The organism is Nonomuraea sp. NPDC003707 (assembly GCF_053587055.1).
Genome location: NZ_JBSFNK010000088.1, coordinates 1 through 16209 on the forward strand (window position 1 = coordinate 1; position 16209 = coordinate 16209).

Sequence of the window (16209 nt, forward strand, 5' to 3'; positions counted from 1 at the left end):
CTGACCGGCCCGCCCACCTCTTCTCATACGGACGCGACCGCAAGCGTTCCACCTGGGCAAACATAGCCTTTCAAGATCGTTACCCCGGATACCACCTGGACGACCGAGTACTACTGGCCGTGTGGCCGTTGCGGCCCGCGCAGCTGGGGGAGTTGGGGCTGACGCCCTGGTCGTCGTGCTCACAAGCCGGCTTGGGTGAGCGCGACGATGAGTCGGAGTATGCCGTAGACGGCCGTCATGGTCTCGGCAGTGAACACGAGGGTGCGCCCGGTCCTGGTGACGCCGGGCATGAGGGTGGCCAGCCGAGCGCGGCTGAGGCAGATCGACCTCGATGCGGAGCGGGCACGGAACCGAAACCGGCGGATGGATGACAGCCTGTCGGAAAGGCTAGCCTCACCAGTCGCCATCTGCGGCATTTCGCAGCTAAAGGCCGCTGGCGACACGGGCGCAGGGTTGTCATCGTGGCTCGGCCCGGAACGCTCGGCGGTAAGCGCCCGGCGTTGTGCCCAGGGTGTTGAGGAAGCGCCTGCGGAGGTTGGTGGCCGATGAGAGGCCGACGCGGCGGGCGACGGCGTCCAATGGGAGGTCGGAGGACTCCAGTAGTTCCCGAGCCGTGGCGATCCGCTGGGCGAGCAGCCATTGCCCTGGGCTGGTGCCGAGCTGTACGGCGAACCGTCGGGTGAGGGTTCGCGCTGAGACGCCCGCCTGCGCAGCCATGCTCTCGATGGTCACCGGTTCGCCGAGTTTCTCGTTGATCCACTCCAACAACGGCGCGAGCGTGTCGTCGATCTGTTCGCGGTGGGGCGGCGCCGAGTACTGCAATTGCCCGCCCTCGCGGTGGGGCGGCATGACCATGGTCCGTGCGATATGTGCGGCGTACCGGGCACCCTGGTCGCTGCGGACCAGGTGCATGCACAGGTCGATGCCGGCCCCGGCGCCGGCGCTGGTGGCTACGTCACCGTGGTCCACGTACAACACATCCGCGTCGACCCGGATGGCGGGAAAGCGCGCGGCGAGCTCGTCCGCCAGCGCCCAGTGGGTGGTCGCCCCTCGTCCGTCCAGCAGACCGGCGTGGGCCAGCGCGAAGGCACCGGAGCAGATGCTGACCACCCGCGTTCCGCGGGAGTGCGCCCGGCGCAGTGCCCGGACGACCGCGGGTGAGGGTGGCTCCTCGGTGGGCAGCCAGCCCGGGACGACCACGGTGTCCGCACGGTCGAGTGCGTCCAGCCCGTCGCTCACGAGCATGTCGTACCCGGCACGCGTCGCGACCGGGCCAGGGTGCTCCGTGCACACGGTGAAGGCGTACCGCGTCGGGAGTTCTGGCCACTCGATGCCGAACACCTGGGCCGCGCAGGCGAGTTCGAAGGTCGATTGCCGGGGGCGGACGAGTGCCACTACGTGATGCATGGCAGGAAAGTACCTCATGACGTCTTTCCTGACACTCGGCGGGACGACGGTTGGCCGCCAAGCTAGCCCCATGACGACAGAACAAAACACGCCTGCCTGTGCGTGGTCAACCGTTCAGGACGCCCTTGAGAGTATCCGTCGACTGGCTTGGGAGTCATATTAGATGGCTGGGAATGGAAAGACTCCCGGCGAGTACCCTTGGCGTGCACGGACCGCGGTTCTGACGCTCGGAACATTCGCGGTCGGAACTGACGGATACATCATCGTCGGTCTCCTTCCCGAGATCCACAAAACGCTGCATGTCAGTACTGCTGCAGCCGGTCAACTGGTGAGTGTATTCGCCATTGCCTATGCGCTCTTGGGGCCTATTCTCGCCGCATTCACGGGCAAGTGGCCCAGGCGCCGAGTCCTCGTGACCGGAGTCGCGCTGCTCGCGGCGGGGAACGCCGTGACCGCGTCGACGCACGTTTACGGGCTGGTCCTCGCGTCCCGCGTGCTGGCGGGTTCCGGTGCGGCGCTGTTCGTCGCGAGCGCCGTGGCCACGGCCGCACACCTCGCCGGCGACCAGCGGAGAGGGAGCGCCATCGCCATGGTGACCGCCGGGGCGACGCTGTCGCTGGTGCTGGGTGCTCCGCTGGGCACCCTCATCGGCGGAGCATGGGGCTGGCAGAAGGCGATTTGGTTCGTCGCCGCGGTCGCCGGTGTCGTTGCGGTCGTCCTCGCCGTCCTGCTACCGCCCATCAGACTCGATCAAGGCGCGACACTGCGGCGGCGCATTGCGCCGCTGACCGACCGGCGGGTCATGCGGATCCTGGTAGTCACACTGCTGGCGTTCATCGGCATCTTTCTTCCCTTCACGTACATGAGTGCGGTCTTCGCGCCGGCCATCGGTGGCGAGCAATCCCGACTTGCACTCCTGCTGCTGGTGTTCGGAGTTGCCGCCACAGCGGGAAACCTGACGGCCGGCTCGTTTGCCGATTGGTACGGCCCGCGGCGCGTCGTGATCGGCGCCACCACAGGCGTCGCCGCGGTGTTCCTGATCATGCTTCCGATTCGGGAAGTCTTCATTCTCGTGCTGATCGCCGAAGCGCTCAGCGGTGTCGTGTCGTACTCAGTCATCGGGCCGCAGCAGCATCGGATCATGGCCTACGTCCCTCCCGAGGGCGCGTCGCTCGTGACATCGCTGAACACGTCTGCCGGGTACCTCGGCAGCTTCTTGGCCAGCAGCATCGGAGCGGTCATTCTCACCACCGGCTCCGCGGTCCTCCTGCTGCCCATCGCCGCGGCCTTCGCCGCGTTCGCGGCGTTCCTCGCCTGCTGGCTGTCACGACCTACCGGAGAATGCGATGGGGAGGTCATCGACGAGACCGGCAAGCTGGCCACCTCTGCGAAATGACACCGCCGGGACAGGCACTCGCGACGACGGGATAGAAACGCATGTTGAGGTACCTACCGAACGCGAGGAGACCGCGAGCGTCGCGATCACTTCCAAAGCCCACAGCGATCGCGGTAGCCAGACGCGGGGCACGTGCTGACTACCGTCAACGAGCTCCGCGACCGCGGCATCACCGTGGTGTCATTGGAAGGCCGTTTTCCGCGCCGGGAGGACGTGCCGAAGGCGGCGGTCGACTACATGGCTGGCCAAGTGAAGGTCGATGCCGCCCTGTTCGCCGAGTACCGCTGGTCGGGCAGCACGATCGAGTATCACCGGGCCTGGCCGCATCCCCAGGATCGTGCGGTCGGCGCTGCACAACGCCGAAGAAACCTGGTTCGCGAAGATCGCAACCCGTCCGGGCGAGGATACGACGGCCCGCGTGCTGGCCCTGATCGCCGCCGACAGCGACGCCAGCGAGGCTGCCGATGATGCCCAGCAGGCGGAGGTCGAGGACGACCAGGAGGACGAGGACTCGATCCTCGCCTTGATCAAGGCGATGCCGGGCAATGTGAGCCTGGACTCGATGCTGACTGAGATCCGCAAGCTGAACGCGATCCGCACCATCGGATTGCCAACAGCACTGTTCGCTGACGTGGTGCCCAAGGTGCTGGCCGTATGGCGGTTCCGCGCTGCGGTGGAGTCGCCCTCGCACCTGCGCCGGCGGGCCCGCAATGCGCCGGACGCGACCGTCACCCTGCTGGCCGCGCTCCTGGCCCAGCGGCAGCGCGAGGTCACTGCGTGAAGCGGGACAAGACGCGGTCGAAGCACCCTGGGAGATCGCCAAGGCGTGAGGGTTGAAGGACTTGAGCACGGTGAGATGGGACAGGGCGGGGCAGCGGTCGCCGGAGGCGAGGATAACGGTGTTGTGGCAGCGTGCTCCGGCCGGATCCAGTCCGCCGCGCTGGTCGGTCAGGTAGGCCAGTTCGGCGTACCAGGCCGCCTCGAACAGGTGGCCGGGGGAGGCATAGACGCGGGCGGCGGCCAGTAGCCGGGCGGCCAGGACTTCGGCGGTGCCGGTGTGGCGCGGAGAAGCGGGCTCAGATCAGACGCAAGGTGAGTACGCCTCGGGCGCGCCGATGCGCGCGCTGGGCGTGGCGCCGCCGCGTCGTCGGCCATGTCTTCGAGCCGGGTAGGGCCCCGCTCGCGCGGGGGACAGCATCGCAGCCAGGCGTGGCGTGCCGGCTGTGATCGCTACCGCTTCGACGGGCTCATCGGTCTCGACCGTGGCGGCGCCTTCGGTTACGCCATGCGGGTGATCCCGCGCGACGACCTGCTCACCTCGAAGGTCGGGCTGAGGTCGTGGCCGTCGCCTGATGCGCCCGCTCAGTCGTCAACGGCCCCTACCGCGGCGACGATCGGCTCGAGCCCCGCGATCAGCTCGTCGAGCTCGTCCGCACTGAGCACGTCGTACGCCGGGGCTGCCAGCTCATCGGTGAGGGCCTCGATCCGCGCCTTGATCTGCCGGCCGGTGTCGGTGAAGCGGCCGTGGGCGTTCACGAGGCCGCGGCCGCGCAGCCCATCGACGACGGCGGCCAGCCGTGCCTTGGGCAGGTGGTGGATCCGGCCGAACTCCTCCGCCCGCATCCCGAGGGAAAGCGCCATGAGGACATGGGACTCGGTGCCACCGATGCCGTGGGCGAGAAGAGCGGCTTTGTGGCCGTCCCCCCGGTGCTCCCACAGCAGCGTCGCCGCGTGCCACAGCCTGGCCACCGGCTCCTCGGGCACGCCGAGCGCCCGCAGCCCGGCGTACAGCACCCGGCCCTCGGCCGGCGCGCTGAGCGCTGCTCGGGTGGCGAGGTCGGCGACCCGCACCAGACCGGGTGAGTCGGCAAGCTCCCCGATCATCTGCCGCAGCGCGGCGGCGCTGCCCCGCTCGCGCACGGCGATCGCCTCCTGCGGGCTGATCTTCCCCCACACCCAGGGGATGTGGCGCGCCACCTCGCCGTCGGCGAAGTTGTAGAAGACCGCATGCACCACCTCGGCCGATGCCATCCCCAGCGGCGCGGCCCGGCCCGCGAAGTATCCGTCCCAGTAGTTGCGCATGCCGACGGCCAGGAACGCCTCGTTCGGCACCTCGGAGAAGGTGACGGTGGCGATCGGCTCGACGAGCTCGAACATGCGGTGGATCTTGGCCTGAGGGTGCGGCATCGGTCGGCATCTCCTGCGGTCGTGGCAGCGCCCCTGGCGGGCGGCCTCTCACCTTGGCTACGAACGACGTGGCCCGGATTCGACAACTCCCGGTCGATAACTCCCCGGTCGATTCTGCCGGGCGGCGCCGGGGTATCACCCAGCTCGGCCACCCGCTCGGTTGCCGCGCTCTGGTTGCCGACTGGGCCAGACTCGGTCCGTGCTCACCACAGGTCATGTCGGCCTCACAGGCAATCAGTCGGGAGCCCCCGGTGGGAGTTTGCTGTGCGTTGCTATTAGGGCTTGCAGAGGAATAACCCGTAGCTTTCGCGGATGTCCATCGTTGCTGTGGTACGGGTGTGGCGACAGAAACTGTGACGATGCTGGCGGCGAAGTTCGAGGCACTCTTTCCGCATCTGGATGAGCGGCAGCGGCGGTTGCTGATGGGGGCCGAAGCCCGCGTGCTCGGGCATGGTGGCGTCCGGGCGGTGGCTCGGGCAGCCGGGGTTCGCGAGGCCACGGTGTCGGCTGGGGTGAAGGAACTGGAGTCGGGGCAGGAGCCGCTGGGTCGGGTGCGCCGCCCCGGTGGCGGGCGCAAGCGGGTGGCGGACCTCGATCCGGAACTGCGGCCGGCGCTGCTGGCTTTGGTCGAGCCGGACATGCGCGGGGATCCGATGTCGCCGCTGCGGTGGACGACCACCTCGACCCGTAAGCTCGCCGCCCAGCTGGGCCGCCAGGGACACAAGATCAGCGCTGATACCGTAGCCGATCTTCTGCGCCAGGAGGGGTTCAGCCTGCAGGCCAACGCCAAGACCTTGGAAGGCAGTCGGCACCCGGATCGAGACGCCCAGTTCCGCTACATCAACGAGCAGATCAAGCAGTACCAGGCGGCTGGGGACCCGGTGGTGAGCGTCGACACCAAGAAGAAGGAACTCATCGGCGCGTTCAAGAACGCCGGGCGTGAATGGCGGCCCACGGGCCAGCCGGTCGCGGTCGCCACCCATGACTTCCTCGATACGCAGTTGGGCAAGGCCATCCCGTACGGCGCGGCCGCTTTTCCGGTGTCGGCATGACCATGGCTGCCACCATCAGGCACAAGATCACCATGACGAAGCCAGCCAAGACGAGATACCACGGCACGAACCTGCCAAGGAGAAGGCCCAACGGAATCCCGATCGCCGAGCCGATCAGCCATCCCGCCAGTAACTTCCATTTCTTCGCCTGTAACCCCATGCACTGCTCCCGCCGCTCCAGGTCACAGTTCCCAATCGCATCAGGAACCAACGGGTCACGGCAAGAGAAATCGGGCGTCGGATAGGGGCTGCCGTGAAGAGTAGGGTCACCCGGTACCCGGGATCATGTTCACCCCGCTGGAAGCTTCGGCGCCATGCGTTTGCCAGCGCACACCAACTCGCCCGCCGCCGACGGCACCCGAGGCCAACCGAAAGACCCCCGCTCACCAAAGAAGGTCAAACATGACCTGATCGGCCCGGTCAGCCCAATAGCGCAGCATCGCTCGCGCGCCTATGCGAGATTGACCAGCCGACTTCCCACGCCCGCCAAATTGGTGATTGATAATCATTTTAAGCCCTTTTCGTAAGAGCGTACGGGCGAAGCCCGTGCCTTTATTTCTGGGAGTGACAGATGAGAAGGAGCGCGACCAATCCCCGTGCCTTTACATTGTAGATCTTCACCGCGGATCTCGTCCGGGGTGCGCCCCGTTCGGCCTCGTCCCCGCGTGCCGCTCCTGCCGCTACCGGCCGAGCGCCGGCATCGCCGGGGCACGTCGTCGACCTGCGGTGCCGTTACCCCACCGCGTTACGTACCCTCAAGATCATGGCCGAGGACCGCGTCCGGCCCTCTGGGCCGGTCTGGCTCGACTGGTGCTGGCTGCCCGTGGGCGCCGCCGCGCTCGTGCAACGCCGAGGCCGCAACGCCGTGGCCGACGTCGCTGGTGCAGCTGTGCCCGCTTCCCCGCTCGCTCGACCGTAGGACGTCCACCTGCCCATCTCCCGCCCGCGGCTCACTGCGGGCGTCACCTACGCGGATGCGGCTGCGCGTCCTGGCGGCCGTCGCCGTGAAGTAGAACGTTCCTGACCCCGCGCCCCGGCCATCTCCGCCGCCAGTGGATCGTGTGACAGTGCCGCCTCGGAGAGATCGATGCCGGTGATAGCCGCGAGGTCGGCGGCGGGAATGCCGAGGGTGGTCGCGAAGCCTGCCAGCCAAATCGGCTTCAGCGGAGCACGGCCCGCAGCGATGGAATGGATGGTGGAGGCGGACAGATACACGCGGCCTCGGGTCGACAGAGCCAGCGTCTTGGTGGCGGCGACTGGGGAATGGAGGTTCCGGTTGACGCACAGCATGGTGACGAGCATCTCCCCGAAGCCGCCGTCCCCTTGACAGTAGGTGCGCGGCCGATCGGCCGGACGAACGTAAGGCAACTGGGGCAAGCGCTCGATGGTTTCACGGAGGTGGGCCCGCTGATCTTCCGGCAAAGCCGTCGCGACTTTGACCAGGCGCGAGAGTGCAGCTCCCGCCGTCGGTTCGTAAGGCATAAGGAGCTCAGGTACCGGGAGTCCGGCGATCACGAAGAGGTCTGCGGTGTGGAAACCAAGCGCGGCGGCAAGGTCGTCGAGCTGTGACGGGGACGGCGGTGCGCCATCGATCATCGAGCGCAGCTCGGATTCCAGGATGCCTGACACCGAGGCCAGCCAAGCGATATCCGTCTGGCGATAGTCGAGGAGCTGCGTCAACAGCCCGCCGAAACCGGAATGATCCGTCATGTCACCGCCCTCATCCAACAAGTTGACCAAGATGGGACAGCCCCCTGCTCCTCGCGGCGGCGACCCACCATCGTCTACCCCGACTCCCGTGGGTTCTCGAAGTTCACATTGGTCGTGGTGGAGCCCATTTGCAGGCCATCCGTGGTTTACGTGAAGAATTCTAAAGTTCGGCGTTCTGTCGAGAATCTCGACGGAAAGCTGATATCTATAACAGATGAGCCCTCCTGGTGAGTTGGAGTACCCCTGACGCTGGCAGCGGTGCGCGCTCTTGGTGCACCGCGGCGGTTGCGGACGGCTCAAGAGATTGAGGACTTCGAGCAGGAGCTCGTCGACCAGTACCTCCTGGCGGGGGTCGGCGCGGGCGTCACCGATGGCGTGCTCGCTGCCGACCGATCTGTGATCTTCGAGCTTGCACGGTTCTGTGGTCAGCCCATCTGGACGGTGGGTCCCGGGGAAGCCGACCGTTTCCTTGGAGGGCCGTTCTTGAAACGGCTGGACTGAAGTTGACGGGATCCCGTCTGATCATCGCGATCAGGCGGGATCTTGTCGTTTCAGGGGTTTCCGAATCGGGTTCGTCCTGGTTTGGGAGCCGCGGAGCAGGTGCCCGGGAAGGTCCAGGTGGTGTCAGACCGCTGGTCGAGGACCGAGTTCGCGTCGTTGGGCATGGCGAAGCCGACGCCGGGCTGGGTGCTGCGACAGGGTGATCTGAATTGCGGCTTATGGGATGGGTGGTGGCCTGCTCCGACCCGGGAGCGGCATGCGGTCGACCTGATCTGCTGGGATTTCGAGGACGTCGGCCGAGGTGTCGGGCTCGTCTGGAGGCTGCTGGGTGTGGCGCCACTGGTCGAGGAAGTGGTCGTTGGCGACGGCGACGATCAGCGCGGCCAAGATGGTCTGGGCGACGCGGCCGTGAGCGAGCCGGTTCTTAGGGTCGCCGAGGTCGAGGTCATGCCCCTTGACCCTGCCGTTGATCCCCTCGGTGTTGGCGCGGACGGACTGTAGGTCCCGATCCAGGCGGGACTGAGGTAGGGCAGATCCTGACGGAATTTGTCGAGATGGCCGAGGTCGCCCTTGCCAACAGTGACGGTCTGCTGGCGGCAGATCTTCGGCAGTTCGCCGGGCTTGTGGTCGGGACTCGGGGGCAGGACGTGGGGTTTCGCCGCCGGGTGAGCGGCTCGCTGCCGAGCGTCGGTCAGGTCGACCGTGGTGGGACGGCTGGGCCCGCGCTGGTGGAGGCGGTCGAAGCGGGGGCAGGTGACCGACGGGGAGGTGCCTGCTGCAGGGCATTGGAAGCGGACAGTGCCGCTGGTGTTCGGGCTCTGCTTGAGGCGCAGCAAGTACGGCTCCCGCGCGCTGATCAACGCGGTGAGTTCCTCGGACGGGGCGCGGATGGCGGCGTCGTCCAGGCCGGTGGTCGCCTGGGCGAGCCTGCCGGGGATGAGCGGGCAGGCGAGGCTGCCGTCGATGAGCAGGGCGCCGTGGGCGCTGCCCTGCACTCCGCGCTGGTCGACCTTGTAGTCGGAGTGCGGGTCCGCGCTAGCGCAGGCGATCTCCGCCGTGTCTGTGACATGTTCGGCCTCACCGTCAACGGGGCACTTCGCTACATCAAGACGCTTGGTCATCCCGACCTCCAGTATCAACCCCAAGACGGGGGTTGATACTGGTGAGGCCGCCTATTCAACGGTCGCGAGTCATCGTTGAAGAAGAGTTCCACCGTGACGGTGCGTGCTCTCCGGCGGCGCATCGGTCCATGCGCCGCCGTTCTCGTTGAGGGTCCGAGGTGGCCTTGTCGTGGTAGCCGGTGCCGTCGGCAAGCCGCGTCTTCGTACGTGTTCCCACGTCATGGCACCGTCCCTCGTCATGGCACCGCGATGCCCTTCATGATCCCGCTGCAGATCACGCGCCGCGTGGTCACCACGACGGCCAGGCCGAACTCGGGCATCCAGCGGTCATCGCCGGCATCGTGCAACGACCCCTGCTGTAAGGCAGGAAGGTCGTGGTCATATCGCCCCGGGAGGACCGGGCATGGCGATACCGAAAATGTCCTGCGCCCTGAACGTGGTCAGTTTCCTGGCCTCGCCGGTCCTGACGTTCACTGCGTAGGCCGTGAAGGTCCGGTAGGGCGGCGCCGTCTCGTCAACCGGCACCTTGGATGACGGTCTGCAGCGGACGGACGTCGTCAGGGCTGTAACCTCGTCGGCGCTGCGCCACGTACGCAGGTAGATCTGACTGACGTCAGCCGACAGGCCACGGATGGGGACTGTCTTCTGCTTCTTGCCGGTGAGCGTGTCCAGCAGGACGAGGTCGCCCATCTGGCAGGGTTTCTCGGCGGTGCTGTAGTCCTCGACGGCTGCGACGGTCTTGCCGTCCGGCGCCAGCGGGCTGAAGGCGTAGTGCTGTGGCAGGATGACCGCCGTGGAGTTGCCCGGTGAGGTGGGCGGCCAGAGGTTGGAGATCGTGCGCAGCTGGGAGTTGGGCGAGTACTCCGCGAGGGTGATGGTGGCTCCATCCGGTGACAGGCCGATGGGGACCCAGCGGGCTGGAAGTTCGCGGACGACCCTGTCGTGCATGTCGAAGAGCAGCGCGGGATCCTTGAGATCGGGGACCTTGCTGAAGGCCAGGTACCGCCCGTCGTCCGACAACATCAGCCGTGTGATGCTGTACAGCCACTTCTTCGGGGGCAGCTTCATCGGCGCCGTGGTCTTCGCGCCCGAGGCCAGATCGCGAACCTGGAAGGTGCCTTCCTTCGCGCTGTAGTAAGCGATCTTGCGGCCGTCCCGGCTGATCGCCAGCGGGCTGTCTTGCAGGCTGAGGCTCGGCAGCGCCTCCGGCACGTGGTAGGTCCTGCCGCTGCGGGTGACCACTCGCCAGCCCCCGTCCTGGCAGTGTGATGGAGCCTTCCCGCTGACAGGCTCGCAGAAGGACTTGTACGCGTGGCTCAGGGGCCCCACCCCACGCGTGGGCAGGTCGTCCCCACGCGTGGGCAGGTCGTCCTTGCCGGAGGCGGCCGGGGTGGGCGCCTCCGGCAGCAACCGCACGGCGAGCGTCCCGCCGAGCGCGGTGACCACGACCATGGCCGCCGCGAGGAGCGAGATCGCGGTACGCCGCCTGTGGTCGCGCGTGGCGATCGTGCGTTCGGCCAGGTCCACCCGTGGTGACTCGGCGGCCAGATCGACGAGCACATCTCGCAGCCAGGTCATCGGTAGGCCTCCTCGGTCTCCAGGCTGGCGAGCTTCGGCGCCAGGCCGGGCGCCAGCTCGCGCAGGCGGGCCAGCGCGTAGTGGGTCTGGCTCTTCACGGTCCCGATCGAGCAGTTCATCAGCTCAGCGGTCTCCCGTTCTGTCCGGTCCTCGTAGTAACGCAGCACGACCACCGCCCGCTGCCGAGGCGGCAGCCCCATAAGGGCCTGGCGCATGACGAGCCGTACGAGGGTGGAGTCCTCGCTTGAGTACGGCCGGTCGGGCGGTTCGGCGGTCGGGAGTTCCGTCCTGACCCGGCGCCGCCGCCACGAGATGTGCTGGTTCACCAGCGCCTTACGCGCGTACGCCTCGGGGCGCTCGACGTGAGATAACCGGGACCAGCGCCGCAGCACCTTGAGCAGGACGCTCTGCAGCAGGTCCTCGGCCTGGTGGGCGTCTCCCGTGAGTAGGTACGCCGTGCGCATCAGCGCTTGCTGATGCGCGGCGACGAACTCACGGAAGCTGTCATTGGGATCCAAGACGACTCCTCTCGACCGTTACCGACGCCGGAGAGGAGTGGAAAGGTTCGATCCGCGCTAGAAGGGATGCCGGTAAGGACCACTGTCACGAGTGGTCGACAACGTCAAGCCGATGGTCACTGTCTCTTGCTCTCCTGCGAGCCTTCCACGTGTCGACGACGCGTGAATTCGGCCGTCGTTGATACCACGTGCCGCTGCCCGCCCAAGTGTGTCAACGGTCATGAGGATCCCCAGGTAGGTGGACTTGGGTTCTCTCAGCTGGCGGCCATCAGAAATGGCTCTGGCACAAAGATCGTGAAGAGGTGACCGATCGTGATCGGAGTCGCGATTCCGTAACCGGCCAGGCATGGATGCGGCCGCATCGCCAAGATCAGGTTCGACCAAGAATCCGATCATCAACGAGCGGCCGCGAGGGCTATTGTGCTGCATCGCCCGGCAGGCGTGGAGTCCTGCTGCCTCGATCTTCTCGGGGAGTTCTTCCCACATGTGGACAACGTGCACGTCCAGACCGTCTCCCGCGCTGGGAGCGGGATACTCATCCAGGCCCGTACGCGAGACGGTGAGGCGGAGTGTCCCTCGTGCGCCACGCCAACACGGCGGGTGCATAGTCGCTATCGCCGCCGTCTCAGCGATATGACCTGCGGCGGCGTGCCAGTGATAATCGAGTTGGAGTCTCGCAGGCTGTTCTGTCCCAACCCCGGTTGCGCCGTCGAGACCTTCGCCGAGCAGGTGCCCGGCTTGACCCAACGGCACGCGCGGCGCACCCCGGCGCTTGGTCTGGTGCTGGAGCACATCGCGCTGGCCTTAGCCGGTCGAGCCGGGGCCAGACTCGCCGCCAAACTCGGCATCACGGTGTCCCGGTCGCTGCTGATCCGACTGCTGCGCGCTCTGCCTGATCCCGAGATCGGCCAGGTCCGCGTGCTGGGAGTGGACGACTTCGCCAAACGCCGCGGTCACTCCTACGCCACCATCCTGATCGACCTGGAGGCGGGCAACCCCATCGACGTGCTGGACGATCGCCAGGGCGACACGCTCGCGGACTGGCTCCGGCAGCATCCCGGAGTGGAGATCATCTGCAGGGATCGAGCCGGCTCCTATGCCGAAGGCGCCGCTGCCGGCGCTCCCGACGCGATTCAGGTGGCTGATCGCTTCCAGTGCGCCATGAGGCGCCTGGTCGTATCCCCAGCTCAGCTGGGAGGAACTGGAGGGAGGTTTCTGGGTTCGATGGCTCACCTGGATCCGAAAGGTGAAGGGGACAAGAGCATGCCATTGAAGCGGCGGCCGTGCTCAGGCGTTGGAGGCGGCGCGTCGTGGAACCCGCGTGATATTTGGCGAAAGCTGGATTGCCTGAATCCCAATCCCCAGCTGATGGAAGGTCGCATCCGTCGGAAAACGACGCCCGAAGCCGACGCCGCGCTCTGCTCTGGCTTGATGGAATGGTCGGGGCAACCGCTGGAGTGCGGGGCGATGCCCAGTGAGGGCATTGAAGGGGATGAGTGGGACGCCTACGTCACGCTGTCACGTACGGCCAGGACGAACATGGGATCGCCTACGGGACGCGAGTCCTAGGGCGACGGAGGCCCCGCAGTAGTCGCCGGAGTCACGCCCGGCCGAGGAGTCCGGGAGAGCCGGAATCAGGGCGAAGGGGGCCAGGTGATCGGACACCTAGAGTCGGGAGGATTGCGAAATGCAAAGTGCCGAAACGGTGCTGGGTGTCCTGCGTGAGCGCGGCAGGTGCGGCCTGTCGTTGAACGAGTTATATCGGCAGTTGTTCAACCCGCAGTTGTATCTGCTGGCCTACGGGCGCATCTACGCCAACAAGGGGGCGATGACGCCTGGGGTCACCGGGGAGACCGTGGACGGCATGTCGATGAGCAAGATCGAGGCGATCATCGAGGCGCTGCGCTATGAGCGCTATCGATGGAGCCCGGTCAAGCGGATCCACGTTCCGAAAAAGAACGGAAAGACCAGGCCGCTGGGTCTGCCGCCGTGGTCGGACAAACTGGTTGGTGAGGTGGTGCGCCTACTTTTGGAGGCGTACTACGAGCCGACCTTCTCCGATCTGTCTCACGGTTTCCGTCCGGGCCGGGGTTGTCACACCGCGTTGCGGGATGTGGCCAACACCTGGACTGGGACGACCTGGTTCATCGAGGGAGTGCGACACGAGGCCGCTTGATGTGAGTGGAATCCACCAAGGAGGTTCGACAATGTCGAAGGTGTGAAACCCATGCCAGTGCACAGGGCATGTCCCCACCTCAGCGTGCGTCACGAGTAATCGTGGGGTGCGAAGCCTGAGGGAAAGGCCCAAGGGTCCCCGTTCCATCCGGGGACTACAGGCTGGGGAAGACCGGACGGGTGAATGTGAATGAATCCTCGATGATGTCTCGTCATGAACATCTCCACCGATGGAAGGCTCCAGTGGGGAATAGGGACTGGTCGTTGGAAAGCGGCAGGCGCCGGCTGGGCAACCTTCGCCAGTCGGGAGTGCACCACCGTCCCTGGGATCCAGAGGACACCCACCCCGGTCGCATCTCACTCATGCGGAACGTGACAACCCCGATGGGGTCCAGAGGACATCCTGGTAAGCCGACCGCAAGGAAGGCCCAATTCCCCAGCGGGAGCAGGACAACCCGAGAAGCAAACGCCGGTAGCCGAAAGGCAACAGGAAATGGAGGCCGCATGCTGGCATCTCTGCCAGTGGTCTCCGCATAACTGGCCGGATAGGGGTTTGTGCCCCAACCTGAAAAGGTGCTGACGCGGGTTGGGTGAGTTGGTGAGGACGCGATGGCCATCACCGCCGGAACCGAAGGGCAAGTTAGACGCCATGACAACGCAGACAGCCGAGACGGCCGATGCCGTGATGGCGAACGGACCGGAGGACAATTTTCTTGACTGGTCGTGCATTGACTGGCGGCGAGTCGAAGAGGACGTACGGCGGTTGAGGCAACGCATCTTCGCAGCATCGCGGGCAGGAGACCTCAAGAAGGTCAGGAATTTACAGAAGCTGATGCTCCGCTCCCGCGCCAACGCGCTGGTCAGCGTGCGTCGTGTGACGGAGATCAATGCTGGTCGCAAGACGGCTGGGATCGACGGGAAGGTCGCACTGTTTCCACAGGCCAAAGCTGAACTGGTCGACTGGATGCAGCACCGGGCCGCGCCGTGGAAACCCAAGCCGGTCAGACGAGTGTTCATTCCCAAGTCGGGCGGGAAACGGCGCCCACTCGGAATTCCTGTGATCGCGGACAGGTGTCTTCAAGCTCTGACCCTGAACGCGTTGGAACCGGAGTGGGAGGCGCGATTCGAGCCGAGGTCCTATGGTTTTCGGCCCGGTCGCGGCTGTCATGACGCGATCGTAGCTATCCACACCACGGCCAACGGCCATAACGCCAAACGCCTGTGGGTACTCGACGCCGACTTGAAAGCGGCATTCGACCGAATCGATCATCAACATCTGCTTACCTTGCTAGGCGCATTCCCCGGGCGGGGAATGATAGCAGCCTGGTTGAAGGCCGGTGTGATCGATAAAGGTTGGTTCACCCCTACCCTGGAGGGAACACCTCAAGGCGGAGTGATCAGCCCCACGCTGTTGAATATATCTCTGCACGGCATGGAAAAGGCCGCTGGAGTCCGCTATCACACGCTCGGCAACAACGCCGCGACTGTGGCGCGGACCTCCCCGGTTCTGGTCAGATACGCCGACGATCTGCTCGCACTGTGCCACTCGCGCGAACAGGCCGAGCAAGTCGAAGCACGGCTGGTCACGTGGCTGGCGCCCAGAGGATTACAGTTCAACGAGGAAAAGACACGTATAGTCCACCTCGACCAGGGCTGCGACTTTCTAGGGTTTAATATACGCCGGTTCCGTGGCAAGCTGCTGACCAAACCAAGCAAGGCGGCCATGCGGCAAATCCGGGAACGGTTGACCGCTGAGATGGTGGCCCTCCGAGGGGCCAACGCCGCGGCGGTGATCGCCCGGCTCAATCCGATCATCAAGGGTTGGGCCGCCTACTACCGGATCGGTGTCTCCAAGCGAGCATTCCGCTCCCTGGATCACCACATGTGGAGACTCGCTTACAAATGGGCCAGATACTCCCATCCGAACAAGTCGAAGCGCTGGGTTATCGCCCGATACTTCGGTGAGTTCAACAAGTTCAGGCGCGACACATGGGTCTTCGGTGACCGCAACAGCGGCTTCTACCTGCGTCGGTTCGCCTGGACACGCATCGTCCGGCACAGAATGGTGCCAGGCACGGCATCCCCCGATGATCCGACCCTGGCGGACTTCTGGGCCATGCGGCGACGCCGCAACAGACCACCGTTGGACACGGTCACCCTGCGTCTTCTCCAAGAGCAGGACGGCCGCTGCCCTCTCTGCGGGGACCTCCTGCTGCACGCCGACCACGAGCCACAAAGCCCACACGAATGGGAACAGTGGCTCAAAGCCACCCGCACGGCGACACGCAAGCACGCGATCGTCACCGGGACGCGAAATGGCCCGCCGGACGAGCCTGCCGCACCACGCCTGATACACGCCCTCTGCCTACGTCGGCGCCAATCCGACGCCAGAGGCCCAGCACTTCTTCCTGCCCGCAAGCCATAGGACTTGCCTGAGCCGTGGTGCCCGGAAAGCGGGCATGCCCGGTTCTTAGTGCCCGTGTACAAACTGATCCCTGCGCCTGCTGCATGGAGTCGATATCGGGCGAAATCGTGACGTAGGGCGAATCGTCTGCGACATAAAG

General features: G+C 65.9%; 12 protein-coding genes and 1 pseudogene. 7 read left to right on the forward strand and 6 right to left on the reverse strand.

Annotated elements, in window-relative coordinates; genetic code table 11:
• Window positions 1-456: 456 nt before the first annotated feature.
• The gene (locus ACWDRB_RS66685; protein ID WP_449912558.1) at window positions 457-1407 is read right to left on the reverse strand and encodes a helix-turn-helix domain-containing protein; all 951 of its coding nucleotides are present in this window, start codon (window positions 1405-1407) and stop codon (window positions 457-459) included.
• Window positions 1408-1570: 163 nt separating this feature from the next.
• Here ACWDRB_RS66685 and ACWDRB_RS66690 point away from each other — a divergent pair, with 163 nt between their 5' ends.
• Together ACWDRB_RS66690 and ACWDRB_RS66695 are read left to right on the forward strand one after the other, a co-directional pair.
• A complete protein-coding gene (locus ACWDRB_RS66690) occupies window positions 1571-2803 on the forward strand; it encodes an MFS transporter (RefSeq protein WP_449912560.1) in 1233 nt (410 codons plus the stop codon).
• A 337-nt stretch (window positions 2804-3140) separates the two neighbouring features.
• Window positions 3141-3584 carry a hypothetical protein gene (locus ACWDRB_RS66695; RefSeq protein ID WP_449912562.1) on the forward strand — a complete coding sequence of 148 codons (444 nt, stop codon included), beginning with the start codon at window positions 3141-3143 and terminating at the stop codon, window positions 3582-3584.
• 581 nt (window positions 3585-4165) lie between these two features.
• On the opposite strand, the gene ACWDRB_RS66700 is transcribed toward ACWDRB_RS66695, so the two are convergent.
• Window positions 4166-4990: a MarR family winged helix-turn-helix transcriptional regulator gene (locus ACWDRB_RS66700; RefSeq protein ID WP_449912563.1), complete on the reverse strand. Its 825-nt coding sequence runs from the start codon at window positions 4988-4990 to the stop codon at window positions 4166-4168.
• A gap of 359 nt (window positions 4991-5349) precedes the next feature.
• On the opposite strand from ACWDRB_RS66700, the pseudogene ACWDRB_RS66705 reads away from it, so the two are divergent.
• Window positions 5350-6015: pseudogene (locus tag ACWDRB_RS66705) on the forward strand (ISAzo13 family transposase); the annotation flags it as partial.
• A gap of 993 nt (window positions 6016-7008) precedes the next feature.
• Here the strand turns inward: ACWDRB_RS66705 and ACWDRB_RS66710 are convergent.
• Window positions 7009-7782, reverse strand: a complete 774-nt coding sequence (locus ACWDRB_RS66710) for a hypothetical protein (protein WP_449912565.1) — start codon at window positions 7780-7782, stop codon at window positions 7009-7011.
• Between the two features lie 228 nt (window positions 7783-8010).
• On the opposite strand from ACWDRB_RS66710, the gene ACWDRB_RS66715 reads away from it, so the two are divergent.
• Complete coding sequence (locus ACWDRB_RS66715; RefSeq protein WP_449912566.1) at window positions 8011-8253, forward strand: hypothetical protein; 243 nt, start codon at window positions 8011-8013, stop codon at window positions 8251-8253.
• Between the two features lie 374 nt (window positions 8254-8627).
• Here ACWDRB_RS66715 and ACWDRB_RS66720 read toward each other — a convergent pair whose 3' ends face one another.
• The 3 genes from ACWDRB_RS66720 to ACWDRB_RS66730 form a co-directional block, all read right to left on the reverse strand.
• Window positions 8628-9374: a hypothetical protein gene (locus ACWDRB_RS66720; RefSeq protein WP_449912567.1), complete on the reverse strand. Its 747-nt coding sequence runs from the start codon at window positions 9372-9374 to the stop codon at window positions 8628-8630.
• 378 nt (window positions 9375-9752) lie between these two features.
• Window positions 9753-10952: a hypothetical protein gene (locus tag ACWDRB_RS66725; protein WP_449912569.1), complete on the reverse strand. Its 1200-nt coding sequence runs from the start codon at window positions 10950-10952 to the stop codon at window positions 9753-9755.
• Complete coding sequence (locus tag ACWDRB_RS66730; protein ID WP_449912571.1) at window positions 10949-11470, reverse strand: SigE family RNA polymerase sigma factor; 522 nt, start codon at window positions 11468-11470, stop codon at window positions 10949-10951. Before ACWDRB_RS66730 ends, ACWDRB_RS66725 begins: the two co-directional genes overlap by 4 nt.
• A 495-nt stretch (window positions 11471-11965) precedes the next feature.
• On the opposite strand from ACWDRB_RS66730, the gene ACWDRB_RS66735 reads away from it, so the two are divergent.
• The 3 genes from ACWDRB_RS66735 (at window position 11966) to ltrA (ending at window position 16070) form a co-directional block, all read left to right on the forward strand.
• A complete protein-coding gene (locus tag ACWDRB_RS66735) occupies window positions 11966-13039 on the forward strand; it encodes an ISL3 family transposase (protein ID WP_449912576.1) in 1074 nt (357 codons plus the stop codon).
• A 118-nt stretch (window positions 13040-13157) separates the two neighbouring features.
• Window positions 13158-13646: a reverse transcriptase domain-containing protein gene (locus tag ACWDRB_RS66740; RefSeq protein WP_449912573.1), complete on the forward strand. Its 489-nt coding sequence runs from the start codon at window positions 13158-13160 to the stop codon at window positions 13644-13646.
• Between the two features lie 648 nt (window positions 13647-14294).
• A complete protein-coding gene (gene ltrA, locus ACWDRB_RS66745; RefSeq protein WP_449912575.1) occupies window positions 14295-16070 on the forward strand; it encodes a group II intron reverse transcriptase/maturase in 1776 nt (591 codons plus the stop codon).
• Window positions 16071-16209 lie beyond the last annotated feature (139 nt).